This is a genomic window from Paenibacillus albicereus, from assembly GCF_012676905.1.
Classification (GTDB): Bacteria; Bacillota; Bacilli; order Paenibacillales; family Paenibacillaceae; genus Paenibacillus_O; species Paenibacillus_O albicereus.
This window is the reverse complement of record NZ_CP051428.1, coordinates 2,711,983-2,736,445: the sequence shown is the minus strand read 5'-3', so window position 1 is coordinate 2,736,445 and position 24,463 is coordinate 2,711,983. Positions and strand designations below refer to the sequence as shown.

Below are 24,463 nucleotides of genomic sequence, written 5' to 3'. Positions count from 1 at the left end.
TGCCTTTCTCATACTAGGGACGGTTAAAACATCCCGTAGCAGAAAGGCAGATCCCCATGAAAAAAATGCGTTTGATCGTCATGACGGTCGCAGCCACGCTGCTTTTGCTCAGCTTGCATACGCTCAAGGAAGGCTGGCCGCAGCGCTCGGCCCAAACATTCAGCAAGGCGACGATCCAGCAGGGCGCCTCCGGCAAGGATGTCGTCGAGCTGCAGGGCCGCCTGCGCTTCCTCGGGTTTTACGAGGGCAAGATCGACGGGCAGTTCGGGCCGAAGACGAAAAACTCCGTGACTTGGTTCCAATGGAAGTTCGGCATGAAATCCGACGGCGTCGTCGGACCGAAGACGAAGCTGAAGCTGTGGGAAGCGACGAAAAGCTGGAAGCCGACCGCGGCGGATGTTCCTGGCGGGCAAAGCGCACCCGCCCGCAGCGGCGGCTCCGGCAGCGGCGGCTCCGGAGGCAGCTCCAGCAGCTCTGCCGGCAGCGCGATGGACAAGTCCAACAAGCTCGGCCTTACCGCCAACGACATCAAGATCATGGCCAACGCCGTCTACGGCGAGGCGCGCGGCGAGCCTTACGAAGGGCAGGTGGCGGTGGCGGCGGTCATCCTCAACCGGCTGAGGTCGCCGGAGTTCCCCAATTCGATCAGCGGCGTCATCTTCCAGAACCGCGCCTTCACCGCCGTGGCGGACGGCCAGATCTGGCTGACGCCGAACGAAAGGGCGAAGCAGGCCGTACAGGACGCGATTGGCGGCTGGGATCCTTCGGACGGCTGCCTGTACTACTTCAACCCGGTGACGGCCACATCCAAGTGGATCTGGTCCCGGCCGCAGGTGAAGACGATCGGCAAGCACATCTTCTGCATGTAGCATCAGCCGGCTGCGCCGGCTCGCGGGCAGCCGGGAGGGTCTCCTTCCCGGTTGCCTTCTCTGTTTGCGGGCCAAGGCCGCCTTGGGATAGAATGGAATGACAGCAAGCGGCTAGCTCCGATTGACCACTATGCAATGGCGGGAGGCGTTACCTTCTATGTCTTTTCAGCAAGCAACAACCGGCCGGCTCCGGCTGCACGTGCTGCCGACGAACCGGTTCAAGACGTATGCCATATCGCTGTTCGCCGGCGTTCCACTGCGCGAGGACACGGTCACGTCCACGGCGCTGACGCCGTTCGTGCTGCGCCGGGGGACGCAGAGCGCCCCGGAGACGATCGCCTTCCGCGAGCAGCTCGACGAAATGTACGGAGCCGGGTTCGGCTTCGACGTCTACAAGCGCGGCAGCTCGCAGATCGTGCAGTTCCGCATGGACGTCATCAACGACCGATTCGTCAGCGCCGGCAGCTCCCTGCTGGCCCGCTCGATGAGGTTTCTCGGAGAGGCGGTGACCGCGCCCGCGCTGGAGAACGGAGCCTTCCGAGCCAAGTACGTCGAGAGCGAGAAGAACACGCTGACGCGCAAGCTGGAGAGCATCATCAACGACAAGATCCGCTACGCGGGAGAGCGCTGCCTCGAGATCATGTGCGAGGGCGATCCGTATCGGCTGCCCTCGCTGGGCCGCATCCAGGATCTGTCGGGCTTGACGCCGCAAACCCTGCATGAAGCCTATGCCGCGTGGCTTTCCGAAGCGGTGCTCGACCTGTACGTCGTCGGGGATACGACGCTGGAGGAAGTCAAGCGGCTGGCGGAAGCCTCCTTCCAGCTGCCGCAAAGTCCTCCGACCGACTATGGAGCGCCGGACATCCGTCGCCGCAGCGGAGAGGTCAAGACCGTCGTCGAGAAGCTCGATGTGGCTCAGGGCAAGCTCAACCTGGGCCTCCGCACCGGCATCGCTTACGGCGACGACGAGTATGCGGCCGCGCTCCTGTACAACGGCATCCTCGGCGGCTTCCCGCATTCCAAGCTGTTCATGAACGTGCGCGAGAAGGAGAGCCTGGCCTACTACGCCTCTTCTCGCATGGACGGACACAAAGGGCTGCTGACGATCCAGTCCGGCATCGAGATCGCCAACTACGAGAAAGCGGTCGCCATCATCAAGGAGCAGCTTGAGAGCATGCGCCAGGGCCAGCTGTCGGAGCTGGAGCTGAGCCAGACGAAGGCGATGCTCGTCAACTCCTTGCGCGAGCTGCAGGACTCCGCCTACGAGATGATCGCCTTCGACTTCAACAGCGTCCTGTCCGGACGCAGGCGCACCGCTCAGGAGCTGCTTGACGCCGTGCAGGCGGTGGCGCCGGAGCAGATCATGCGCGTCGCCGCAGGCGTCGAGCTGGACACGGTGTACTTTTTGCGCGACCGAAAGGAGGGCTAGCCGCCATGCAGAAGCTGCATTATCCGGGAGTCGAGGAGACGCTGTACTACGAGCAGCTGCCGAACGGACTGAGCGTCTACCTGCTTCCGAAGGAAGGTTTCCAAAAGACGTACGCGACGTTCTCCACCCGCTACGGCTCCGTCGACAACCATTTCCGCAGCGGCAGCCAGCCGCTGACGCGCGTGCCGGACGGCATCGCCCACTTCCTGGAGCATAAGATGTTCGAGGAGCCGACGGGCGACATCTTCGCCACCTTCGCTTCCCAAGGGGCTTCGGCCAACGCGTTCACGAGCTTCGACCGCACCGTCTACCTGTTCTCCGCGACCGAGCAGATCGAGGCCAACCTGACGACGCTCCTCGACTTCGTGCAGCATCCGTATTTCACGGATCAGAACGTCGACAAGGAGAAGGGCATCATCGCGCAGGAGATCAACATGTACAGCGACAATCCGGACTGGCGCGTGTACTACGGGCTGATCGAGGCGATGTACCAAAAGCATCCCGTGCACATCGACATCGCCGGCACCGTCGAATCGATCTACAAGATCGACAAGGAGCTGCTCTACCTGTGCTACAACACGTTCTACCATCCGTCCAACATGCTGCTGTTCGTCGTCGGCGGCATCGATTCGGACCGGATCATGGAGCTGATCCGAAGCAACCAGGCGGCCAAGCCTGTCGAGGACATCGGCGAAATCGAGCGCTTCTTCGATCCGGAGCCGCAGGGCGTGCGCGAGCCGCTCAAGTCGATCCGGCTGCAGGTGTCGCTGCCCAAATGCCTGTTCGGCTTCAAGGAGAAGACGAACGGACTCGGCAGCGCCGAGCTGCTCGTCCGCGACGTGACGACGAAGCTCATGCTCGAGACGCTGCTCGGCTCCAGCTCGCCGCTCTACCAGAGCCTGTATGACGACAACCTGATCTCCGATTCGTTCGGATACGAGTACAACTGCAGCACGGACTACGGCTTCAGCATCATCGGCGGCGATACGTCCGATCCGGACCGTCTCGTCGAGCGGGTGAAGGAAGCGATCGGAGACGCGCTTCAGTCCGGCCTCGACGCCGCCGCGTTCGAGCGGACGAAGAAAAAGCGGATCGGCTCTTACCTGCGCATGCTCAACTCGCCGGAAGCCATCGCCGGAGAGTTCACCCGCTACAAGTTCCGCGGGCAAGACCTGTTCGAGCTTTTGCCGGCTTACGAGAGCCTGACGCTCGAGCAGGCGAACGCGCGGCTGCGGGAGCATTTCGACCTGAGCCAGCTTGCCGTATCGCTCGTGCTGCCGACCGCGGAGCAAGGAGCGGAGCCGAGCTGAAGCCGCTGCAGGAAATGAACGTGCTCGTCACCGGGGGCAGCCGCGGCATCGGCGCCGCGATCGCCCGGCGCTTCGCCCGGGAGGGCATGAATGTCGTGCTTCATTATCTCCATTCGCATGAACAGGCCAACGAGACCGCTCGCGAATGCCTCGCGCTCGGAGGCGGACGGGTCATGACGGTATCGGCCGACCTGCGCTCGCGGGAAAGCCTGGAGCGGATGCGGGAGAAGCTGGACGGAGCGGGCCTGCTCCCGGATATCCTCGTCAACAACGCGGGCATCTCGCATTACGGGCTGCTTTCGGACCTGACCGATGACGAGTGGGATGACGTCAGTGCGGTCAACCTGAGGGGCGTGTTCATCTGCACCCAGCTGTTCATGCCCGCCATGATCCGCAGCCGCTGGGGCCGCATCATCAACATCTCTTCGGTATGGGGAGTCGCCGGAGCCTCGTGCGAAGCGCTCTATTCCGCCACCAAGGGCGGCGTCAACGCCTTCACCAAAGCGCTCGCCAAGGAGCTCGCTCCTTCGGGCGTGACGGTGAACGCGGTCGCGCCCGGCGCGATCGACACGGAGATGCTCGGGGGCTTCGATTCCCAGGAGCTGAAGCAGCTCGAGCAGGACATTCCGGCGGGAAGGCTCGGCCAGCCCGACGAGATCGCTTCGCTCGTCTACTTCCTGTCGCTGCCGGAATCCTCCTACATCACCGGGCAAGTCATCAGTCCGAACGGAGGCTGGATCACCTGAGCGCTGAAACCTTTTGCCAGGACCGCTCGTCGTATAGCTGACGCGGACGCCGCGCACACTAATGCCGTTGATGATGCTATTCTCAACGACTTTAAGGAGGCGACCCGCATGTCTACTGTACTTTCGAACTTCGATTCCTGGAAGGAATTCCTAGCCGAGCGGCTGGAGCAAGGCAAGAAGCTCGGCCTGGACGAAGAAGCGATCGGCAACCTCGCGTATGAAATCGGTTCTTTCCTCGACGAGAAGGTCGATCCGAAGAACGAAGAGCAGCGCGTGCTGAAGGAGATCTGGGATGTCGGCGACGAGAATGAGCGCAAGACGATCGCCCGGCTGATGGTGAAGCTGGTCGGACATCGTTAATCATCGGCGTCATGGACAAGAGCTCCCGGTTACGGGAGCTTTTCTGTCATGCAGAACGAGCGTGCTCATTGCGGAATCGTGGCGAATCCTGTAGAATGTAGGCTTATAATGAAGGCGGTTCGTAGCGCCTGCAACCTTGGGACGGTGTGATTGATGGAATCGAAACAGTGGTATATGGAATACAAAATACATAAGAACCGGCCGGGCCTGCTCGGCGATATCGCTTCCCTGCTCGGCATGCTGAACGTCAACATCATTACGATCAACGGGGTCGAGGATCGCACCCGAGGCATGCTGCTGCAGACCAACGACGACGAAAAGATCGAGATTCTCGGCAAGATGCTGCAGAAGGTCGAAAACATCACCGTCAACAAGCTTCGTCCTCCGAGCTTGGTCGACCGCCTTGCCGTGCGCCATGGACGCTACATCGAGCGCGACTCGGACGACCGCAAGACGTTCCGCTTCACGCGGGACGAGCTCGGGCTGCTCGTCGACTTCTTGGGCGAGATCTTCAAGCGCGACGGCAACCAGGTGATCGGACTGCGCGGCATGCCCCGTGTCGGCAAGACGGAATCGATCATCGCCGGCAGCGTCTGCTCCAACAAGCGCTGGACGTTCGTCAGCTCCACGCTGCTCCGTCAAACCGTGCGCAGCCAGCTTTCGAGCGAGGAGATGAATCCGGACAACATCTTCATCATCGACGGCATCGTCAGCACGATCCGTTCCAATGAGAAGCACCATTCGCTGCTCCAGGAAATCATGGAGATGCCTTCGACGAAAGTCATCGAGCATCCGGACATCTTCATCCGCGAGTCCAATTTCGATTACAGCACTTTTACGACCATCATCGAGCTGCGCAATACGCCGGACGAGGAGATCACCTACGACTCCTTCACCGTCAATTATAACGACTTTTAATCGGAAAGGAGGCTATGCCTGACATGTCTGAACTGGGCCAAACCCTGCGGACCGCGAGGGAAGAATCCGGCTTGTCCCTGGACGAGCTGCAGGAGATGACCAAGATCCGCAAGCATTACCTGATCGCGATCGAAGAAGGCAACTACAGCGCGCTGCCGGGCAGCTTCTATGCTCGCGCGTTCGTCAAGAATTACGCCGAGGCGGTCGGCTTGAACGCGGAGGAGGTGCTCAGCTATTACAAAAACGAGCTGCCCTCCGCTCCGCAGACAGCCGCCGCCGAGCCGGCGACCGCGCCTCAACCGCCGCGCAAGGCATCGACGTCCAGAACGATGTCGGAGCGCTTCGGCAAGCTCGGCTTCTCCGTCCTGATGTGGGCGTTCCTCGGCCTGATCGTCTTCCTGCTCTGGATGTTCGTCATCCGGGATGACGGCACCAAGAGCGCCGATTCCACGGACCAGACGCCGCTGACGACGTCGACGCCAGGGCCGAACGACAGCCGGCCGACGGCTTCCCCGGGCAGCGGAGCGATCGCATCGCCGAGCCCGTCGCCAACGCCGACGCCGACTCCGACGCCTCCGGCAGGCGCGGTGACGTTCGACCGCAAGTCGGGCGGAGTCGACTATTACTTCGTCACGGGCCAGCCGACGCTTCAGCTCAAGTTCTCGGGAGGCGCCTGGCTGGAAGCCCGCAAGGGCGGAAAATCCGGCGACCTTCTCTACAATAAGAACGTCACCGCCGAGGACACGATCGAGATTCCGCTCGACTCGATCATCTATGTCAATACGGGACGTGCGGACAACACGGAGTTTTACATCGACGGCACGCTTCTGGAGGACGGAGACCGTTCAGGACCGAAGCGCTTCCAGTTCGAGCCGGCCGCGGACGATGCGGCTTCTTCCTCGGACGAAGCCGATGCCGCGAACGATTCAAACGAGTGAGACGCTCTTTCGCTTCTCTCGCCGCAACGCTCGCACCCGCGAGCCCAAGGCTAAAAGGCGCTGCCTTCTTTCGGGAAGGAGCGCCTTTCTGCGCCCCGGAGGCGCGTTATACATTCGCTTTCGGATGATTTATAATAGAGAACGATGAATACGCAAGGAGGATTGGACCTATGAGTTCGGAAAGTTCGTTCGATATCGTATCCAAGGTAGACCTGCAGGAGCTGAGCAACGCCATCGACCAAGCGGAAAAGGAAATTGAGAACCGCTTCGATTTCAAAGGGAGCAAGAGCAGCATCAAGCTGGAGAAGGAGGAGCTGATCGTCGCCTCCGATGACGAGTACAAGCTGAAAAGCGTCATCGACATCCTCCAGACGAAAATGATCAAGCGCGGAGTGCCGATCAAAAACATGGACTTCGGCAAGATCGAGGCCGCCTCGCTCGGGACGGTCCGCCAGCGGATCAAGCTCAAGCAAGGCATCGGCCAGGACGACGCCAAGAAGATCAACGTGCTCATCCGCGATTCCAAGCTGAAGGTGAAGAGCCAGATCCAGGGCGACCAGCTGCGCGTGACGGGCAAGAGCCGGGACGACCTGCAGGCGGTCATCTCGCTGCTTCGCGGAGCGAATCTCGAGCTCGAGCTGCAGTACACCAATTATCGCTGACGGCCGGCGTTCCTGCTTTTGACAGGCCGCTTCCGCTTCGATTATACTTGTGAAGTTTGAAACGTCAGGGAGGGGAAGGGCTTGAACCTGGCCAACAAGATCACGCTCGCGCGCATCTTCTTAGTGCCTGTCATCCTGTTTTTTCTATTGATCCGTTTCGATCTGGGCATGGTCCGGTTCGAAGATTTCGAGCTTACATACACGCAGATCATCGCGGCCTTGATCTTCATCATCGCCGCGAGCACCGACGGGCTGGACGGCTATCTGGCCCGCAAGAACAAGATGGTCACCAATCTGGGCAAGCTGCTCGATCCGCTTGCGGACAAGCTGCTCGTGGCGGCTGTGCTCATCTCGCTCGTTCAGATGGACAAGCTTTCCGCGTTCATCGCCATCGTCATCATCAGCCGGGAGTTCGCGGTGACCGGGCTTCGCCAGGTCGCCTTGCTCGAGGGCGCCGTCCTGGCGGCCAGCACCTGGGGCAAGTGGAAGACCGGGGTGCAGATCGCGATGATCATCGCGCTGCTGCTCAACAACTTCCCGTTCGCGCTGGTGGACATCCGCATGGACCTGATCCTCAGCTGGGCCGCGGCCCTCATCACGATCTGGTCCGGCATCGACTACTTCGTCAAGAACCGCAACCTGATTCCCGTCGAATAGTCCACAAGGTCTCTTTCCTCTCCGGGAAAGGGACCTTGTCCGTTATCGACAGTCCATCCACGACAGGAGTGAAGCGCTGTGAAAGCCGAAATCATCGCCGTAGGAACGGAACTGCTGCTTGGACAGATCGTCAACACGAACGCCCGCTATCTTTCCCAGGGCCTCGCTGCCCTCGGCATCGACGTCTTCTTCCAGACTGTCGTCGGCGACAACGACGCCCGCATCCGCCAGGCGATCGAGACGGCGCGTTCCCGCGCCGACCTGCTGCTGTTCACCGGCGGGCTCGGCCCGACGATGGACGACCTGACCAAAGACGTGCTTGCCGGCTATCTCGGCCGCCGCATCCTCATCCACGAGCCGACGATGGAAGCGATGGAGCGGTTTTTCGCCTCCCGGGGCAGCCATATGGTGGAGAGCAATCGCCGGCAGGCCAACTGGATCGAGGGCAGCGAGCCGCTGGAGAACGAGGCGGGGCTTGCCGTCGGCAATGCGCTGGAGCAGGACGGCACCCGCTACATCCTGCTGCCTGGCCCGCCCAAGGAGATGGTCCCGATGTTCGAAGGACCGGCGACGCGCTGGCTGCTGGCCGAGATCGGCGCGGGGGCGCCGCTCCACTCCCGCATCCTGCGCTTCGCCGGCATCGGCGAGTCGCGGCTCGAGCATGAGCTGATCGATCTGATCGAGAGCCAGAGCGATCCGACGATCGCCCCCTATGCCAAGGAGGGAGAGGTCGCGATCCGCCTCTCCAGCAAGTCTGCCGACGAGGCGCAGGCGCTCGACCGCATCGAGCGCATGGCGCAGCGGATCCGCGAGCGCCTCGGCGCGCATATCTACGCGGAGGAGGACATCTCGCTCGAGGAGGCGGTGCTGCGAAGGCTGCGGACGAGGCGGATGCGGGTCAGCGTGGCGGAAAGCTGCACGGGCGGCCTGCTGGCCGAGCTGATTACCGGCATCCCCGGCAGCAGCGGCGAGTTCCTCGGCGGCATCGTCACGTATACGAATACGATGAAGCACAAGCTGCTCGGCATTCCGCTTGCCCAGCTGGACGGTCCGGACGCCCCCGGTGCCGTGAGCGCGTCTACCGCGGCGCTGATGGCGCAGCGGGTGGCGGAGACGACCGGTAGCGACTGGGGCGTGTCGGTCACCGGCGTGGCGGGACCGGGCTCTTCGGAGGGCAAGCCGGTGGGGCTCGTCTATATCGGCATCGCCCGCAAGGGCGGGGAGGTCCAGACGCATGAGCTGAATGCGGGCGGCAACCGCGACATGGTGCGTATCCGCGCCGCCAAGCACGCCCTGTACCGGCTCTGGCTGGCGCTTGCGGAGTAGCTGGCGCGCCGTGCGGGCGCTTGCGGAGTAGCTGGCGCGCCGTGCGGGCGCTTGCGCGGGCCGGCGCCGATGGCGTACAATAGAAGCAGTTGACGGAAGAACCGCAGCGAGTCGGACCAGCTGCGGTTCTTTGTCTTTCTCAGGGCGGCGGCGGGACTCGGGGAGGGACGGAGCGCGCTTCAAAAAAAGCGAATGTATGTTCGAAAAAAGTCTTGGCAAACCGCTTCAAGTAGACTAAAATAGAACTATAAATCGACGAATGAAGGATGTGGATCTCTTGTCAGATCGCCGCGCAGCTTTAGATATGGCGCTTCGCCAGATTGAGAAACAGTTCGGAAAAGGCTCCATCATGAAACTAGGCGAATCCGCCCAGCTGGCCGTAGAGACGGTCTCCAGCGGCGCGCTCGCATTGGATATCGCGCTCGGCATCGGGGGTTTCCCTCGCGGCCGTATTATTGAAGTCTATGGACCGGAATCGTCCGGCAAGACGACCGTCGCCCTGCACGCGATCGCCGAAGTGCAGCGCACGGGCGGACAAGCCGCCTTCATCGACGCGGAGCATGCGCTGGATCCTCTCTATGCCAGCAAGCTCGGCGTCAACATCGACGAGCTGCTGCTGTCCCAGCCGGATACGGGCGAGCAGGCGCTGGAGATCGCCGAGGCGCTCGTGCGCAGCGGCGCCGTCGACATCATCGTCATCGACTCCGTCGCGGCGCTCGTGCCGAAGGCCGAGATCGAGGGCGAGATGGGCGACACCCACGTCGGCCTGCAGGCGCGCCTCATGTCGCAGGCGCTGCGCAAGCTGTCCGGAGCGATCAGCAAGTCCAAGACGATCGCCATCTTCATCAACCAGCTCCGCGAGAAGGTCGGCGTCATGTTCGGCAACCCGGAGACGACTCCAGGCGGACGCGCCCTGAAGTTCTACAGCAGCGTGCGTCTGGACGTGCGCCGCATCGAGAGCATCAAGCAAGGCACGGACGTCGTGGGCAACCGGACCCGCATCAAGGTCGTCAAGAACAAGGTCGCGCCTCCGTTCCGTCAGGCCGAGCTGGACATCATGTACGGCGAAGGCATTTCCCGCGTCGGTAGCATCATCGACATCGGCGTGGAGATGGACATCGTGCAGAAGAGCGGCGCCTGGTTCAGCTATAACGGCGACCGTCTGGGCCAAGGACGGGAGAATGCCAAGCAGTTCCTCAAGGACAACGAGGCGGTCGCGGGCGTGATTGAAGGCAAGATTCGCGAAGCGCACAACCTCAACGCGGCTGCGGACCGCGCCGCCGGCGCCGAAGTCTCCAAGGACGAGGAGGACGAGTTCGAGGAGCTGGAGCTCGACGTCTGATTTCCTTTCCGCTCTGCGGAAATACCGGCATGGCAAGCATCCCTGATGGAGTCAGGGATGCTTTTTCTTCATTAAAGGACGAGGGAGGCGGCGGCTGGGATGGAGGAGCAGGAAAAACGGATTACGCGCGTCGAGCAGGATGAGAAAAAGGCATCGATCTATTGGATCTATATCGAAGGCAGCGAGGAGCCGGAGCTGTCCGTGCATGAGGACATCCTCGTCAAATACCGCCTGCTCAAGGGTGCGCTCATCGAGCCGAAGCTGATGGCGCGCATCGCGGAGGAGAACGCCCGATACCGGGCGTATGCGGCCGCCGTCTTCTACGTCGGCTTCAAGATGCGGACGACAAAGGAAATGACCTCTTATCTGAAGCGAAAGGAATTCGAGGAGGAGGACATCCGCCACGCGATCGAGCGGCTGCAGCAGGAGCGCGTCATCGACGATCGCGACTATGCCCGCATGTTCGCTTCCCAGCGGCTGCGAGGCAGCCAGAAGGGCAGGCGGCTCATCCGGATGGAGCTGGAGCAGCGCGGCATCCCCAAGGAGACGGCAGGCCGCGCGGTCGAAGCTCTCGACGACGAGGAGGAACGGCGGACCGCGCTCAAGGCCGGAGAGAAGAAATGGCGCAGCCTGAAGGGAGATGAGCGCGACAAGCGCATGAAGCTGACCGGCTTTCTGCTGCGAAGGGGCTTTTCGAGCGATCTCGTACGGGAGACCGTGCGGCATATCCAAGGCGCTGCCGGAGGCGAGGACGAGGCCGACGGGGGCTGGCTTGACAATTGATTTTATGGAAAGCTACAATAATAAAGCATCCATCTGGCATGGGATGCCTTTCCTTCCGTAAATGGGTTCAGGTTTTTTGTCTCCATTTCTACAGTCGTAAAGCACAGTATGGATCCGAATGGCAACAATTGAATATCATTCCCGGCTGATGCCTTGGTGAATGCAACGAGGAGGTGAACAAGATGGACACCATCTGGTGGATCTTGATCGTTCTCGTTGTTGGCGCGATTACCTTTGGGATTGGTTACTTCGTCCGAAAGTCGTTTGCCGAGGCTAAGATTTCCAGTGCCGAGCAGGCCGCCCTCCAGATCGTCGAACAGGCGAAAAAGGAAGCGGATGCGGTGAAAAAAGAAACGGTGCTGGAAGCGAAAGACGAAATCCATAAACTCCGTTCGGAAGCGGACAAGGACATTCGGGAGAGACGCAATGAGAATCAGCGTCTTGAAAGGCGCTTGCTGCAAAAAGAGGAGTCGTTGGATAAGAAAATTGAGGCACTCGAACGCAAAGAAGAATTGGTAGCCAACAAGGAGAAACGAATCGAGGAAACGCAAGAGCAGATTGACTCCATCTACCGTCAGCAGCAGAGCGAGCTGGAGCGGATTTCCGGCCTGACCACAGAGGATGCGAAGACGATCATCTTCAACAACGTGGAGCAGGAGGTCCGTCATGAGACGGCGCAGATGATCAAGGAGCTGGAGCAGCAAGCCAAGGAAGAAGCGGACAAAAAAGCCCGCGACATCATCTCCCTGGCCATCCAGCGCTGCGCCGCCGATCATGTCGCGGAAACGACGGTATCCGTCGTGACGCTGCCGAACGAGGAGATGAAGGGCCGCATCATCGGCCGCGAGGGCCGCAACATCCGCGCGCTCGAGACGCTTACCGGCATCGACCTGATTATCGACGATACGCCGGAAGCGGTCATCTTGTCCGGATTCGATCCGATTCGTCGGGAGATTGCCCGCACGGCGCTGGAGAAGCTGGTCGCCGACGGCAGGATCCATCCCGCCCGGATCGAGGAGATGGTCGAGAAGTCCCGCCGCGAGGTGGACGAGCGGATCCGCGAATACGGCGAGCAGGCGACCTTCGAGGTCGGGGTGCATGCGATCCACCCGGATCTCATCAAAATTCTCGGCCGCCTGAAGTACCGGACAAGCTATGGCCAGAACGTGCTGAAGCACTCGATGGAGGTCGCTTATTTGACCGGCCTGATGGCTGCCGAGCTGGGCGAGGATGTCACCTTGGCCAAGCGTGCCGGCTTGCTGCATGATATCGGCAAGGCGCTCGACCATGAAGTCGAGGGCTCCCATGTCGAGATCGGCGTCGAGCTGGCCCGCAAGTACAAGGAGCATCCGGTCGTCATCAACAGCATCGCGTCCCATCATGGCGACTGCGAGGCGACCTCGGTCATCGCGATGCTCGTCGGAGCTGCGGACGCGCTGTCCGCTGCCCGTCCGGGAGCGCGCCGCGAGACGCTCGAGACGTACATCAAGCGTCTGGAGAAGCTCGAGGCGATCTCCGAATCGTTCGACGGCGTCGAGAAATCGTACGCCATCCAGGCTGGGCGCGAGGTTCGCGTCATGGTTCAGCCCGAGAAGATCGACGATACGGAAGCGTTCCGCCTGGCGCGCGACATCACCAAAAAGATCGAAGGGGAGCTGGATTATCCGGGACATATCAAGGTCACGGTCATCCGCGAAACCCGTGCGGTCGAATACGCCAAGTAGGCGACCCAGACCATCCCGCTCCTGCCGGAGCGGGATTTTGTCATGACAGGAGGCAACAAGAATGAAGGTTCTGTTTATCGGCGACATCGTCGGCAACGTCGGCCGAGCGGCGCTGCGCAAGGCGCTGCCCGCGCTCCGAGCCAAGCACAACCCGGATATCGTCATCGTCAACGGCGAGAACGCCGCCGCCGGCCGCGGCATCACCGCCGCGATCGCCAAGGAGTTTTTCGACTGGGGCGTGAACGGCATTACGATGGGCAACCACACGTGGGACAACAAGGATTTGTTCGATTGGATCGACGACGAATCGCGGCTCGTCCGTCCGGCGAACTTCTCGAGCGAAGCTCCGGGCATCGGCTCCACGGTCATCAAGGCCGGCAGCAAAAAGCTGGGCATCCTCAACGTCCAGGGACGCACGTTCCTGCCTCCGAACGACTGCCCGTTCAAGACGGCCGACGCGCATCTGGAGCGGCTGAAGCGCGAGACGAGCTGCGTGCTCGTCGATTTCCATGCCGAGGCGACATCGGAGAAGATCGCGATGGGCTGGTATCTGGACGGCCGGGCTTCCATCGTCGTCGGCACCCATACGCATGTCCAGACGAACGATGACCGGATTCTGCCGGAGGGCACGGCTTTCCTGACCGATGTCGGCATGACGGGGCCGATGGACGGCATCCTCGGGATGGAGCGCGATGCGGTGCTGCACAAGTTCTTGACCGGCTTGCCGTCCCGATTCGTCGTGGCGGAGGGAGACTGGCATCTGCACGGCGTGCTGGCTGTGCTGGATGAAGCGACAGGACGGGCGCAGCGGTTCGAGAAGATTCGGCTGACGGAAACGTCGCTCGCGATGTTTTAGGCTGCCTCTTGACCTGACATCGCCTGGCAGGGGTAATGCCGCTGCGGAAGCAGGAATTTTTTGTCCTCTCTCGAATAGGTTTAGGGATATAGGGATACGCCACTATTCCTGAGGAGGTACTCGACATGGACGTCTTAAAAGTTTCCGCAAAGTCCAATCCTAATTCCGTAGCAGGGGCGCTGGCAGGAGTTCTCCGGGAGCGTGGTGCGGCCGAGCTTCAAGCGATCGGGGCAGGCGCCTTGAATCAAGCCGTCAAAGCGGTCGCGATCGCAAGGGGATTCGTCGCGCCGAGCGGCGTTGACCTGATCTGCATCCCGGCTTTCACCGATATCGTCATCGACGGCGAGGACCGAACCGCAATCAAGCTGATCGTAGAGCCTCGCTGAGCGGAGCATAAGTCGCATAGGCAACGACCTGTTTACGGTGTAAGCAGGTTTTTTTGCGTTTTCGTCGAGCCGGCGGCATAACGTAGAGGAAAGGCCGGCATCGGGGGCCGCGAACGGACAGGAGGCGGACGAATTGAACGTGAAGGAATTGGGCCAAGAGTGCCTCATCGCAGATTTCCACTGCGACGTGCTGAGCAAGCTGCTGGCGGATCCCGATCTAGATCCGATCGACTCGGCCAACAATCACGGGCCGGTCACGATCGACGCGACGCTCGACCGTCAGCGGGCGGGCGGCTACATGCTTCAGGCCTATGCGGTCTATCTGACGGAATCGAAGCCGAAAACGATGGATGCGGTGCTCCGGTCGATCGATCTGTTCGAGCGGAAGATCGCCGCTCATGCCGGGTACCGGAAGGTCCTCGGACGTCGCGATCTGGAACGGGCGCTGCAGGAGGGCAAGATCGCCGCGTTGCTGACGCTGGAGGGAGCGGATGCGCTGCAAGGAGACGGGACGCTTCTCCGGACGGCGTTCGCCCTTGGGGTGCGCGTGCTCGGGCTGACGTGGAACTACGCCAACTGGGCCGCGGACGGCGTGCTGGAGCCGAGGCAAGGAGGGCTGACCGTCAAAGGCCGGAAGCTGGTCGACGAGGCGCGCGATCTCGGCCTGGTGCTCGATGTCTCCCATCTGACCGACACCGGCTTCTGGGAGCTCGTCGAGCGGACCGAACGGCCGCTGATCGCTTCCCATTCCAACTCGCGGCGCATCTGCCCGCATCCGCGCAACCTGACCGACGACCAGCTGCGCGCTCTGATCGCCATGGACGGCCGCATCGGACTGACCTACGTGCCCTATTTCATGACGGATCGCGGGCAGGCCGAGGCGCGCGACCTGCTGCCTCATATCGAACATATCTGCTCCCTCGGAGGGGAAAACCAATTGATGCTGGGATCGGATTTCGACGGCATCGAGCAGTATGCGAAAGGCTTGCGCCATGCCGGCGAAGCGGTCCATGTGCGGCAGGAAGTCGAGCGGGCCTACGGCGCGACGTTCGCCGAAAAGCTCCTGGGCGGCAACGCAGTCCGCTTTTTATTGAAAAACCTCCCGGATTAAACGGATATGACCGCTTTATCAGGAATCTTTATCACTTTCATTGGAATGCCGAATGCGGCAAGTTCCGATATTTCCTTGCATTTTTCAATAGCGAGGCATAAAATTTAGAAGGATTGAAAGCAGTTCTCACAGCAGATGAGGAGTTGGACTTATCGTGATTAGTCAGCTGTCTTGGAAGATCGGGGGCCAGCAGGGAGAAGGCGTGGAAAGCACGGACCGGATCTTCTCCACCGCCCTCAACCGTCTCGGGTACTATCTGTACGGATACCGCCACTTTTCTTCGAGAATCAAGGGCGGCCATACCAATAACAAGATTCGCATCAGCACGCAGCCGATCCGAGCGATCTCGGACGATCTCGATATTCTTGTCGCATTCGATCAGGAGAGCATCGACCTCAACGCGCCGGAGCTGCGCCCCGGCGGAGTCGTCGTCGCCGACGCGAAATTCAAGCCGGAGCTGCCGGAGGGCATCGACGCCCGCCTGTTCGCCGTGCCGATCACGGCGATCGCCGAAGAGCTCGGAACGTCCCTCATGAAGAACATGGTCGCCTCCGGCGCTTCATGGGCGCTGCTCGGCCTGCCGCTTGAGGTGTTCAACCAGGCGGTCGAGGAAGAGTTCGGACGCAAAGGTCCGGCGATCGTCGAAAAGAACGTCGAAGCCGTCAAGCGCGGCGCCGAATTCGTCCTCGAGCAGGCAGGAGGACCGCTGGAGGCGTTCGCGTTGGAGCCGGCCGACGGCAAGCAGAAGCTGTTCATGATCGGCAACGAGGCGATCGGCCTCGGCACCGTAGCCGCGGGCTGCCGCCTCATGAGCGCCTATCCGATTACGCCGGCGTCCGAGATCATGGAATACCTCATCAAGAAGCTGCCGAAGTTCGGCGGCACGGTCGTGCAGACGGAGGACGAGATCGCGGCCGTCACGATGGCGATCGGCGCGAACTACGCCGGCGTGCGGACGATGACCGCATCCGCCGGCCCCGGCTTGTCCCTCATGATGGAGGCGATCGGCCTCGCCGGCATGACGGAGCAGCCGCTCGTCATCGTCGACACGCAGCGCGGCGGTCCTTCGACCGGACTCCCGACCAAGCAGGAGCAATCCGACCTCAATGCGATGGTCTACGGCACGCACGGCGAGATTCCCAAGGTCGTCATCGCCCCGGCGAGCATCGAGGACTGCTTCTACGATACGGTCGAGGCGTTCAACATCGCCGAGGAGTACCAGGTGCCGGTCATCCTCATGACGGACCTGCAACTGTCGCTCGGCAAGCAGAGCTGCGAGCCGCTGGACTACGACCGCATCGAGATCCGCCGCGGCAAGCTGCAGCGCGAGCTGCCTGAGCTCGAGCCGAACGTGCTGTTCAAGCGCTACGAGCTCACCGAGGACGGCGTATCGCCGCGCTCGCTGCCGGGCGACAAGGGCGGCCTGCACCATGTGACCGGCGTCGAGCACGACGAGACCGGACGTCCGTCCGAGAACGCGCTCAACCGCAAGCGGATGATGGATAAGCGTCTCGGCAAGCTGGCCAACCTGCTCATCCCCGAGGCGATCCGCGTCGACGTGCCGCATGAGCGCCCGGACATCCTGATCGTCGGCATGGGCTCGACCGGCGGCACGATCGAGGAAGCGCGCACCCGCCTCGAGCGGGACGGAGCTTCGACCGGCCAGATCCAGATCCGGCAGATCCATCCGTTCCCGGCGGAGCAGCTGGCTCCGTACCTGGAGGCGGCCGGCACCGTCATCGTCCTGGAGAACAACGCGACCGCCCAGCTGGCGGCGCAGATCAAGCTCCATTGCGGCCGCGCGGACAAGATCCGCAGCCTGCTCAAATACGACGGCAATCCGTTCCTGCCGTCCGAGGTTTATGAAGCGTCGAAGGAGATGAGCCAAATTGGCCACATTTAAGGAATTCCGCAACAACGTCAAGCCGAACTGGTGCCCGGGCTGCGGAGACTTCTCCATCCAGGCCGCCATCCAGCGGGCTTCGGCGAACGTCGGACTCGAGCCCGAGCAGCTCGCCGTCATCTCGGGCATCGGCTGCTCGGGCCGGATTTCCGGCTACATCAACGCGTACGGGCTGCACGGCATCCACGGCCGCGCGCTGCCGATCGCCCAAGGCGTCAAGCTGGCGAACCGCGAGCTGACCGTCATCGCCTCCGGCGGCGACGGCGACGGCTTCGCGATCGGCATGGGGCATACGGTGCATGCGATCCGGCGCAACGTCAACCTGACCTACATCGTCATGGACAACCAGATTTACGGGCTGACCAAGGGACAGACTTCCCCGCGCAGCGCGGAAGGCTTCAAGACGAAGTCCACGCCGGAGGGCTCGATCGAGTCGGTCCTCTCGCCGCTGGAGATCGCCCTGTCGGCGGGCGCGACGTTCGTGGCGCAGTCGTTCTCGAGCGACCTCAAGCAGCTGACCGCGCTGATCGAGGCCGGCATCAAGCATGAAGGCTTTTCGCTTATCAACGTCTTCAGCCCCTGCGTCACGTTCAACAAGGTCAACACGTACGACTGGTTCAAGGAAAATATCGTGAACCTCGACGGCGAGGCCGGCGAAGGCTATGACCCGTCGAATCGCCTTGCCGCCATGACGAAGATCATGGAGACGAACGGACTCGTCACCGGCCTGGTCTATCAGGACACGAAGCGCCGCTCCTACGAGAACCTCATTACCGGGTTCAAGGAGCAGGGACTCGTGAACCAGGACATCAAGATTTCCCGCGAGGACTTCGCGAAGCTGGCCGCGGATTTCGTCTAGCGTGCCGAATGAAGGCTTAAAAGAAACGCTTGGACAGACCCTTCTGCGATGCGGAGAGGTCTGGACAAGCGTTTTTTTTCATTGCGGACCAGACGGCTTCGGCGATCGATGGACGTGTGCGGGGGATGCCGAAGGGGCGAAACGCGGCCATTCGACATGACCATTCGAGAAAGCTATAATGAAACAAGACAAGTCTGCCTCCGTTCATTCCCGGAAGCGGGTTGTTTGTTCTGAATGTCGGAGCGGGTTTCGACTCGCCATTCCGTCCAGAAAGCAAGTCGAGAAAGGGAGATCATCATGACCAAAACCGTACCTGTAGGCGTCTCCGCGCGCCATATCCATTTATCGCAAGCCCATGTCGAAGCGCTCTTCGGAGCCGGCTATGAGCTGACCGAGTTCAAGCCGCTGTCGCAGCCGGGGCAGTTCGCCGCCAACGAGACGGTCGCCGTCAAAGGGTCCAAAGGCGCTTTCCCGAAGGTGCGCATCCTCGGCCCGGCGCGCAAGGCGACTCAGCTCGAAATTTCCCGCACGGACGCGTTCGCGATCGGCGTGCCTGCGCCGGTGCGCGAATCCGGCAACATCGCCGGCTCGGCCGGCATCACGATCACCGGTCCGGCCGGAGAGCTCACGATCGAGGAAGGCGTCATCGTGGCGGCGCGCCATATCCATTTCCATACGGATGACGCGGCTCGCTGGGGCATCGAGGACCAGCAGCTGCTGAACGTGCGCGTCGGCGGCGAGCGCGGCCTCGTTTTCGAGAATGTCATCGCCCGCGTGTCGGACAGCTACGCGCTGGACATGCACATCGATACGGACGAGGCCAACGCGGCCGGCGTCAAAAACGGCGACACGGCCGAAATCGTCGGCTGAAGCCGGAAGGTCCGAGAAGCGGCAGGCCGGAGCCGTCCGCCATCCGGCCCATGCGGCTGCCCGAAGCGGGCAGTCGTTTTTATGTCCGCGGAGTGGTATAATGTGGACTTGGACAACCAGACCAAGCGGTGCTACGCCGCATGGCTCTACATACACGTCAGCAGACAGGAGCGATTGACAAATGGCAGAACAGCAACCATCGGCGCTGAAGCCTGGGCAAGTGCATGACCACGGACCGAACTGTCCCGTCGAAGTCTACGATACGCGGGAGCTGCTCGTGCGCGACGACATCATGCAAAAGGCGCGCGAGCTCGCCGGGCTGATCTTCTCCTCCGACGAGGTGCAGCAGTTCCGCAAGGCCGAGGATCAGATCAAGGGCAACGACCGGGTGCAGGGACTCATGTCCACCCTGAAGAAAAAGCAGAAGGAGCTCGTCGCCTTCGAGCAGACGTTCAAGAACCCGACGATGGTGCAGAAGATCGAAGGGGAGATGGACGACCTCCAGAACGAGCTGGACGGCATTCCGATCGTCAGCCAGTTCCAGCAGAGCCAGGCGGACATCAATTACCTGCTGCAGATGGTCGTCTCCATCATCCAGGATACGGTCGCGGAGAAGATCACGCTCGACGGCGCCCGTCCGGAAGATCCCGAAAGCTGCGACGAATAGAAGGAGGCGGGACGGCATGAGACCATTCGTATTCCATAACCTGACGAAGCTTTACTTCGGAGAGGGACAGCTGCAGCAGCTCGCCAAGGAAGCGGACAAGCTCGGCCGCAAGGTGCTGCTCGCCTACGGCGGCGGCAGCATCAAGCGCAGCGGCTTGTACGACCAAGTGCTCGGCGTGCTGGCCGAAGCCGGCTGCAGCGTCGTCGAGCTCGCCGGCGTCGAGCCCAATCCGCGCCTCTCCACCGTGCATCGCGGAGCGGAGCTGTGCCGCGAGCACGGCATCGACTGGGTGCTCGCCGTCGGCGGCGGCAGCACGCTTGACTGCGGCAAGGCGATCGCGGCGGCGGCCCGCTACGAAGGCAGCTTCTGGGATATCGTCAGCCGCAAGGCTTCCGTTCAGGAAGCGCTGCCGCTCGGCACGATCCTGACGCTGGCTGCGACCGGCAGCGAGATGAACAGCGGCTCGGTCATCACCAACGAGGAGACGCAGGAGAAGCACGGCTGGGGCAGCCCGCATGTGTTTCCCCGCTTCTCGATCCTCGATCCGGCGTTCACGGCGACCGCGCCCAAGGATCATACGGTCTACGGCATCGTCGACATGATGTCCCATGTGTTCGAGCAATACTTCCATCATGACGCGCTGACGCCGGTACAGGACGGCTTCTGCGAGTCGGTGCTGCGCGCGGTTGTCGGTACCGCCCCCAAGCTGGTCGACGATCTCGCCAATCTCGAGCACCGCGGCACGATCCTCTACGCCGGCACGATGGCGCTGAACGGCGTGCTGGCGATGGGCACGCTCGGCGACTGGGCCAACCACGACATGGAGCATGCTCTCTCCGCCGTGTACGACATCCCGCATGGCGGCGGCCTGGCGATTCTGTTCCCGAACTGGATGACCTACGTGCTGGACGACAACGTCAGCCGCTTCAAGCAGCTTGCGGTCAACGTCTTCGACGTCAAGGACGACGGGCGCGGCGATCGCGAGATCGCGGAGGAGGGTATCCGCCGCCTGCGCGAGTTCTGGAGCTCGCTCGGAGCGCCGTCCCGGCTGGCCGACTACGGCATCGACGAGAGCCGGCTCGAGGAGATGGCGGGCAAGGCGGCTCCCGGACGCAAGATCGGCCATTTCCGCAAGCTGGATGAGCAGGACGTGCAGAACATCTACCGCATGTCGCTCTGATCGCGAAGACGGAAGCCAAAAAAAACAGCCGCGCCATGGGCGCGGCTGTTTTTTGCTGCGAATGCTTATGCGGCTGCGGTCGGATGCTCGGAACGTTCGGCTGCGCGGAGCAGCCGCAGCGAAGGCAGGTAGGAGCGCAGCGCGACGGCTGCTGCGGCGGCCACGATGTTCTTGAGCAGGTCGGGCAGCAGAAACGGATAGCAGCCGCCGGCCATCGCTTTGGCGAAGCTCATGCCGGTCGCCTGCATCAGCCATGGGATGCCGCCCACGTAGGCGAGCAGAGAGCCGAACAGCTCCATGACGATCAGCGTCCCGAGGAACGTCCGCACGGGGCCGAGCTCCGCGGTGCGGGCGAGCAGGCGCGGCACGATCAGCCCGATCAGCAAGGCGCACGCCGGGAAGATCCATAGAAATCCTGCCGTCGGTCCGGCAAAGAGCGAGAGTCCGCCTTTATAGCCGATGAGCGGCAAGCCGGTCGCGGTAAGGGCATAGACAAGCATGAGGCTGAGGAAGCTGTCCCTGGCCCCGAGGAACGAGGCTGCGAGCGCTACGGCCATCGTCTGCAGCGTGAACGGCACCGGGGAGAAGCCGAGCTGGATCTGGATGGCGCTGAAGACGACGAACAGGGCGGCGAACAGCGCGATGAAGACGATGCGGCGAAGCGGAGATACGGTGGGCACGAACAATCTCTCCTTTGGTGATGTCGGAACTTCAGATTGATAGGTTAACCTTGATATGATAGATTTGGTTGACAGAACGGATTGTAGCATAGCCTTCCCGGTTTGAGAAGCCGGACCGGGCCTTTTTTTGCAGACCAGGCCGAAGCCGGCAGAAGGATGGAATCAGGACATGCAAAGGGCGCAAGCAGCGGAAGAACGTCTTGTCCGTTGGGACGGGCATATCGTGCAGAGAGTCGTTCAGGAGCGGCTTCGAACGATATTAGGGCCGGCCAGCCTGGAGCTGCGCCAGGGAGAGTGGCTCGCTCTATGCGGCAGCAACGGCTCCGGCAAGTCGACGCTGCTTCGCGAATTGGCGGGCTTCGGCGCTTCGCCTGACGGAATCCGGCATCAGCGGTTCGCCGCCGCGCCTTTCGCCGAACGGCCTTTTGCCGTCGTGCTGCAGCAGCCCGATGCGGCGCTCGTCGGATCGACGGCGAGGGAGGATCTTATTCTCACGCTCGAGTACGCGGGCATGGAAGGATCGCGGATTTTGAGCACGGTGCAGAAGACGTTGAAGCGCTTCGGCCTGGAGGCGCTGGCCGACACGCCGGCGGAGCGGCTCTCGGGCGGGCAGAAGCAGCTCGTCGCCATCGCCGGCGCGGTCGCGGCCGGCTCGCCGGCGCTGCTGTTCGACGAGGCGACGTCGATGCTGGACGCGGAATCGGCGCGGCTCGTGCTCCAGCAAGTGCGGCAGCTTCACCGGGCCGGGGCGGCCGTCGTATGGTGCACCCAGCGGCTGGACGAGCTGGAGAGAGAGGACCGCGTGCTGGCACTGGCGGACGGCAAGATTGATTTCGACGGACGCGCCGATGCGTTTTTCGTTCGGGAGGGCGGAGAGGCTTCGGCCTGCGAGCGGGTCGGGCTGGCCGCGCCTTATGCCGTGCGCGCGGCTTGGGCGCTGCAGGATCGGGGCCGGAGGCTGAGCCGGCTGCCGCTGCGGCTGGAGGAGCTCGCCCCGGCGCTGGAGCCGTCGTCTGGCGAAAGGCATGCCGCCGAAGCGTCGGGAGCGGTGTCCGACGGGGCAGATGGAGGCGGACCCGACGGCGCGGAGCAGAAGGAGTCTGCGCGCGGCGAGCGCTCCGTCGCGATCGATCGCCGCCGGCGCGGAATGGAGGACGCCGATCTTGCCGATGCGGCCGAATCAGGCTTGGCGGTGGAGCAGTTCCGTCCCGACGCGGCTGACGTGGGCAAGGGAGCCGCGACGGAGCTGCGGGTGCCGCCAGGGCGCATCCTGCTGCTCGTCGGCAGCAACGGCTCCGGCAAGTCGACGCTGCTGGAATCGCTGGCCGGGCTGCGGATGCCTTCGACGGGAACGATCCGATACGGTCCCGACCGGCTCTGGCTCGGCAAGCGGCCGAACCGGGCCGTGCTGCTTCGGCTCGGCGCGACGCTCCAGCAGTCCGAGACGCAGTGGTTCGCGCGGACGGTGAGGGAAGAGCTCGAGTACTCCGCGCGGCCGTTCCGGCTGACGGCAACCGAGCGGGACGGCGCCATAGCGGAAGCGCTGCGGCAGGCTGTCTTGCCGCAGCGGCTGCTGGAGCAGGACCCGCTGACGCTGAGCGGAGGCCAGCAGCGCCGGCTCGCGTTGGCCTGCGCGCTCGTCGGCGGGCCGGAATGGCTGCTGCTGGACGAGCCGGCGGCCGGATTGGACGCCGAGGGGATCGAGCGGCTGGCGGAGCTGCTGCGGCGGCACCGGGCGCACGGGGGCTCGGCCGTCGTGTCGGCGCATAGCCTTGCGGCGCTGCTGCCGATCGCCGACGGCGTCGCCGTCATGGAAGCAGGCGCGCTCAAGGAGACGCTGCCTGCGAAAAGCTATGCCCGCCAGCTTGCCGCGCGCGGGGATGGCGCCGCTCCGCCGCAGCTGCTCGCAGCCGCGCGCTTCGGCGCGGCGGAGGAGGGACGCCTCTGGCTCGAGCCGGAGGAGCTGGCGGAGCGGCTGGCGGGCGCGGATCTCGCTGCGGAGTCCGACTGCGCGGCCGAAACGCCCGCAGATGCCGACTCGCCCGACTCGCCGGCCGAGCCGCAGCCCGACGCAGCCGGCGCGCAAGCGCGCCTGCCCGGCAGCGGCCTGCCCGACCCGCGCGCGCTAGTCGCGTCGTATTTGCTCGTCGGCGCCGGCGTCATGGCCCAGAGCAATTGGACCGGCCTGACGCTGGCGCTCGCCGGAGCGGTGCTGCTGGCGGCCAGCCAGCGGGAGCGCATCCGGCTTTATTTGCCGCTGGCGCGCGGTTATGCCGTCTTTGCGCTGACGCTGGCGGCCATCGCCGGCATCCAGCTGTCGCCGATCGGGTTCGATGCGCCGTCCGCTGCGCTGACGCTGTTCAAGCTGACGCGCCTATTTGCCGTGCTGCTGCTCGGCCTGCCGCTGCTCTCGCTGCTGCCGCCCTTCCGGCTGCAGCGGGCCGCGGATCAGCTGCTGCGGCCGCTCGCCCGCTTCGGCGCGCCGGTGTCGCGAGTGACGCTGTCCATCTCGCTGCTGTTCCGCTTTTTGCCGCTGCTGGCCGGAGAGTGGGGACGGTACGCGCGCATTGCGGCGGCTCGAGGCAAGCTGGCGGCGCGTCCAGGCAAGGTTCCGGCGGCGATGCTCTCCCGCATCGTGCTGCCGTTCCTGCTGTCGCTCATCCGGCTCGGCGACTCGGTGGCCGACGCGCTCGAGGCGCGCGGGTTCGGACATGGCGCGGCCGGCAAGACGGCGGCGTTCCGGCTGCGGTTCACCCGCGCGGACTTGCTGCTGCTGGCCTGCGCTTCGGCGGCGTGTCTGCTGCTGCTGGCGCTGCGCTAGCTGCGGGAGTTCGCACGCGGCGCGCCAAGGGCGGCGCCGCCTCAAAAAAAGATGTACACGCCGGTT

The 24,463-nt window shown here is 62.9% G+C and carries 23 protein-coding genes; 22 read left to right on the top strand and 1 reads right to left on the bottom strand.

Going from position 1 to position 24,463, the window contains the following annotated elements; all coding sequences use genetic code 11:
* The first annotated feature begins 56 nt into the window (after positions 1 to 56).
* The 21 genes from sleB to HGI30_RS12005 all read left to right on the top strand — a co-directional run bounded on the left by sleB (position 57) and on the right by HGI30_RS12005 (position 20,896).
* Positions 57 to 869 carry a spore cortex-lytic enzyme gene (gene sleB, locus HGI30_RS12105; RefSeq protein ID WP_168907798.1) on the top strand — a complete coding sequence of 271 codons (813 nt, stop codon included), beginning with the start codon at positions 57 to 59 and terminating at the stop codon, positions 867 to 869.
* 157 nt (positions 870 to 1,026) lie between these two features.
* Positions 1,027 to 2,298, top strand: coding sequence for an EF-P 5-aminopentanol modification-associated protein YfmF (gene yfmF / locus HGI30_RS12100; RefSeq protein ID WP_168907797.1), 1,272 nt, complete (start codon positions 1,027 to 1,029; stop codon positions 2,296 to 2,298).
* A gap of 5 nt (positions 2,299 to 2,303) precedes the next feature.
* Positions 2,304 to 3,608, top strand: coding sequence for an EF-P 5-aminopentanol modification-associated protein YfmH (gene yfmH / locus HGI30_RS12095; protein WP_168907796.1), 1,305 nt, complete (start codon positions 2,304 to 2,306; stop codon positions 3,606 to 3,608).
* A gap of 14 nt (positions 3,609 to 3,622) precedes the next feature.
* Entirely contained in the window at positions 3,623 to 4,354 is a 732-nt protein-coding gene (ymfI, locus tag HGI30_RS12090) for an elongation factor P 5-aminopentanone reductase (RefSeq protein WP_168907795.1), read from the top strand.
* 108 nt (positions 4,355 to 4,462) lie between these two features.
* The gene (locus HGI30_RS12085; RefSeq protein WP_168907794.1) at positions 4,463 to 4,714 is read left to right on the top strand and encodes a DUF3243 domain-containing protein; all 252 of its coding nucleotides are present in this window, start codon (positions 4,463 to 4,465) and stop codon (positions 4,712 to 4,714) included.
* Positions 4,715 to 4,867: 153 nt separating this feature from the next.
* The gene (locus tag HGI30_RS12080; protein WP_168907793.1) at positions 4,868 to 5,632 is read left to right on the top strand and encodes a DUF3388 domain-containing protein; all 765 of its coding nucleotides are present in this window, start codon (positions 4,868 to 4,870) and stop codon (positions 5,630 to 5,632) included.
* A 23-nt stretch (positions 5,633 to 5,655) separates the two neighbouring features.
* Complete coding sequence (locus tag HGI30_RS12075) at positions 5,656 to 6,570, top strand: helix-turn-helix domain-containing protein (protein ID WP_168907792.1); 915 nt, start codon at positions 5,656 to 5,658, stop codon at positions 6,568 to 6,570.
* 170 nt (positions 6,571 to 6,740) lie between these two features.
* On the top strand, positions 6,741 to 7,232 hold the full coding sequence (locus HGI30_RS12070; RefSeq protein ID WP_168907791.1) for a YajQ family cyclic di-GMP-binding protein: 492 nt from the start codon (positions 6,741 to 6,743) through the stop codon (positions 7,230 to 7,232).
* A gap of 81 nt (positions 7,233 to 7,313) precedes the next feature.
* Positions 7,314 to 7,889: a CDP-diacylglycerol--glycerol-3-phosphate 3-phosphatidyltransferase gene (pgsA, locus tag HGI30_RS12065; protein WP_168907790.1), complete on the top strand. Its 576-nt coding sequence runs from the start codon at positions 7,314 to 7,316 to the stop codon at positions 7,887 to 7,889.
* Positions 7,890 to 7,967: 78 nt separating this feature from the next.
* Positions 7,968 to 9,215 (top strand): competence/damage-inducible protein A, encoded by a 1,248-nt coding sequence (locus HGI30_RS12060; RefSeq protein ID WP_168907789.1) that lies wholly within the window; start codon positions 7,968 to 7,970, stop codon positions 9,213 to 9,215.
* 259 nt (positions 9,216 to 9,474) lie between these two features.
* Positions 9,475 to 10,557 (top strand): recombinase RecA, encoded by a 1,083-nt coding sequence (gene recA, locus HGI30_RS12055; RefSeq protein WP_028597367.1) that lies wholly within the window; start codon positions 9,475 to 9,477, stop codon positions 10,555 to 10,557.
* 99 nt (positions 10,558 to 10,656) lie between these two features.
* Positions 10,657 to 11,340, top strand: a complete 684-nt coding sequence (locus HGI30_RS12050) for a regulatory protein RecX (RefSeq protein WP_168907788.1) — start codon at positions 10,657 to 10,659, stop codon at positions 11,338 to 11,340.
* 182 nt (positions 11,341 to 11,522) lie between these two features.
* The gene (gene rny / locus HGI30_RS12045) at positions 11,523 to 13,064 is read left to right on the top strand and encodes a ribonuclease Y (protein ID WP_028597365.1); all 1,542 of its coding nucleotides are present in this window, start codon (positions 11,523 to 11,525) and stop codon (positions 13,062 to 13,064) included.
* 61 nt (positions 13,065 to 13,125) lie between these two features.
* Positions 13,126 to 13,920 (top strand): TIGR00282 family metallophosphoesterase, encoded by a 795-nt coding sequence (locus tag HGI30_RS12040; protein ID WP_028597364.1) that lies wholly within the window; start codon positions 13,126 to 13,128, stop codon positions 13,918 to 13,920.
* A 125-nt stretch (positions 13,921 to 14,045) separates the two neighbouring features.
* Entirely contained in the window at positions 14,046 to 14,306 is a 261-nt protein-coding gene (locus tag HGI30_RS12035) for a stage V sporulation protein S (protein WP_028597363.1), read from the top strand.
* A 139-nt stretch (positions 14,307 to 14,445) separates the two neighbouring features.
* A complete protein-coding gene (locus HGI30_RS12030) occupies positions 14,446 to 15,417 on the top strand; it encodes a dipeptidase (protein ID WP_235680438.1) in 972 nt (323 codons plus the stop codon).
* 154 nt (positions 15,418 to 15,571) lie between these two features.
* Positions 15,572 to 17,320 carry a 2-oxoacid:acceptor oxidoreductase subunit alpha gene (locus HGI30_RS12025; RefSeq protein ID WP_168907787.1) on the top strand — a complete coding sequence of 583 codons (1,749 nt, stop codon included), beginning with the start codon at positions 15,572 to 15,574 and terminating at the stop codon, positions 17,318 to 17,320.
* Positions 17,307 to 18,179, top strand: coding sequence for a 2-oxoacid:ferredoxin oxidoreductase subunit beta (locus HGI30_RS12020; RefSeq protein ID WP_168907786.1), 873 nt, complete (start codon positions 17,307 to 17,309; stop codon positions 18,177 to 18,179). The genes HGI30_RS12025 and HGI30_RS12020 overlap by 14 nt, the downstream gene beginning before the upstream one ends.
* Before the next feature lie 297 nt (positions 18,180 to 18,476).
* Positions 18,477 to 19,049 carry a phosphate propanoyltransferase gene (pduL, locus tag HGI30_RS12015; protein ID WP_168907785.1) on the top strand — a complete coding sequence of 191 codons (573 nt, stop codon included), beginning with the start codon at positions 18,477 to 18,479 and terminating at the stop codon, positions 19,047 to 19,049.
* Positions 19,050 to 19,230: 181 nt separating this feature from the next.
* On the top strand, positions 19,231 to 19,716 hold the full coding sequence (locus tag HGI30_RS12010) for a YlbF/YmcA family competence regulator (RefSeq protein WP_101809209.1): 486 nt from the start codon (positions 19,231 to 19,233) through the stop codon (positions 19,714 to 19,716).
* 16 nt (positions 19,717 to 19,732) lie between these two features.
* On the top strand, positions 19,733 to 20,896 hold the full coding sequence (locus HGI30_RS12005) for an iron-containing alcohol dehydrogenase (RefSeq protein WP_168907784.1): 1,164 nt from the start codon (positions 19,733 to 19,735) through the stop codon (positions 20,894 to 20,896).
* Between the two features lie 65 nt (positions 20,897 to 20,961).
* Here HGI30_RS12005 and HGI30_RS12000 read toward each other — a convergent pair whose 3' ends face one another.
* A complete protein-coding gene (locus HGI30_RS12000) occupies positions 20,962 to 21,576 on the bottom strand; it encodes a biotin transporter BioY (RefSeq protein ID WP_168907783.1) in 615 nt (204 codons plus the stop codon).
* 169 nt (positions 21,577 to 21,745) lie between these two features.
* Here HGI30_RS12000 and HGI30_RS11995 point away from each other — a divergent pair, with 169 nt between their 5' ends.
* Positions 21,746 to 24,397: an ATP-binding cassette domain-containing protein gene (locus HGI30_RS11995; protein WP_168907782.1), complete on the top strand. Its 2,652-nt coding sequence runs from the start codon at positions 21,746 to 21,748 to the stop codon at positions 24,395 to 24,397.
* The last annotated feature ends 66 nt before the right edge of the window (positions 24,398 to 24,463 follow it).

What these genes read in the sequence shown, in the direction of transcription:
- sleB (WP_168907798.1), top strand. Translation starts at nt 57, where the DNA reads ATGAAAAAAATGCGTTTGATCGTCATGACGGTCGCAGCCACGCTGCTT.
- yfmF (WP_168907797.1), top strand. Translation starts at nt 1,027, where the DNA reads ATGTCTTTTCAGCAAGCAACAACCGGCCGGCTCCGGCTGCACGTGCTG.
- yfmH (WP_168907796.1), top strand. Translation starts at nt 2,304, where the DNA reads ATGCAGAAGCTGCATTATCCGGGAGTCGAGGAGACGCTGTACTACGAG.
- ymfI (WP_168907795.1), top strand. Translation starts at nt 3,623, where the DNA reads ATGAACGTGCTCGTCACCGGGGGCAGCCGCGGCATCGGCGCCGCGATC.
- HGI30_RS12085 (WP_168907794.1), top strand. Translation starts at nt 4,463, where the DNA reads ATGTCTACTGTACTTTCGAACTTCGATTCCTGGAAGGAATTCCTAGCC.
- HGI30_RS12080 (WP_168907793.1), top strand. Translation starts at nt 4,868, where the DNA reads ATGGAATCGAAACAGTGGTATATGGAATACAAAATACATAAGAACCGG.
- HGI30_RS12075 (WP_168907792.1), top strand. Translation starts at nt 5,656, where the DNA reads ATGTCTGAACTGGGCCAAACCCTGCGGACCGCGAGGGAAGAATCCGGC.
- HGI30_RS12070 (WP_168907791.1), top strand. Translation starts at nt 6,741, where the DNA reads ATGAGTTCGGAAAGTTCGTTCGATATCGTATCCAAGGTAGACCTGCAG.
- recA (WP_028597367.1), top strand. Translation starts at nt 9,475, where the DNA reads ATGAAGGATGTGGATCTCTTGTCAGATCGCCGCGCAGCTTTAGATATG.
- HGI30_RS12050 (WP_168907788.1), top strand. Translation starts at nt 10,657, where the DNA reads ATGGAGGAGCAGGAAAAACGGATTACGCGCGTCGAGCAGGATGAGAAA.
- rny (WP_028597365.1), top strand. Translation starts at nt 11,523, where the DNA reads ATGGACACCATCTGGTGGATCTTGATCGTTCTCGTTGTTGGCGCGATT.
- HGI30_RS12040 (WP_028597364.1), top strand. Translation starts at nt 13,126, where the DNA reads ATGAAGGTTCTGTTTATCGGCGACATCGTCGGCAACGTCGGCCGAGCG.
- HGI30_RS12035 (WP_028597363.1), top strand. Translation starts at nt 14,046, where the DNA reads ATGGACGTCTTAAAAGTTTCCGCAAAGTCCAATCCTAATTCCGTAGCA.
- pduL (WP_168907785.1), top strand. Translation starts at nt 18,477, where the DNA reads ATGACCAAAACCGTACCTGTAGGCGTCTCCGCGCGCCATATCCATTTA.
- HGI30_RS12010 (WP_101809209.1), top strand. Translation starts at nt 19,231, where the DNA reads ATGGCAGAACAGCAACCATCGGCGCTGAAGCCTGGGCAAGTGCATGAC.
- HGI30_RS12005 (WP_168907784.1), top strand. Translation starts at nt 19,733, where the DNA reads ATGAGACCATTCGTATTCCATAACCTGACGAAGCTTTACTTCGGAGAG.
- HGI30_RS11995 (WP_168907782.1), top strand. Translation starts at nt 21,746, where the DNA reads ATGCAAAGGGCGCAAGCAGCGGAAGAACGTCTTGTCCGTTGGGACGGG.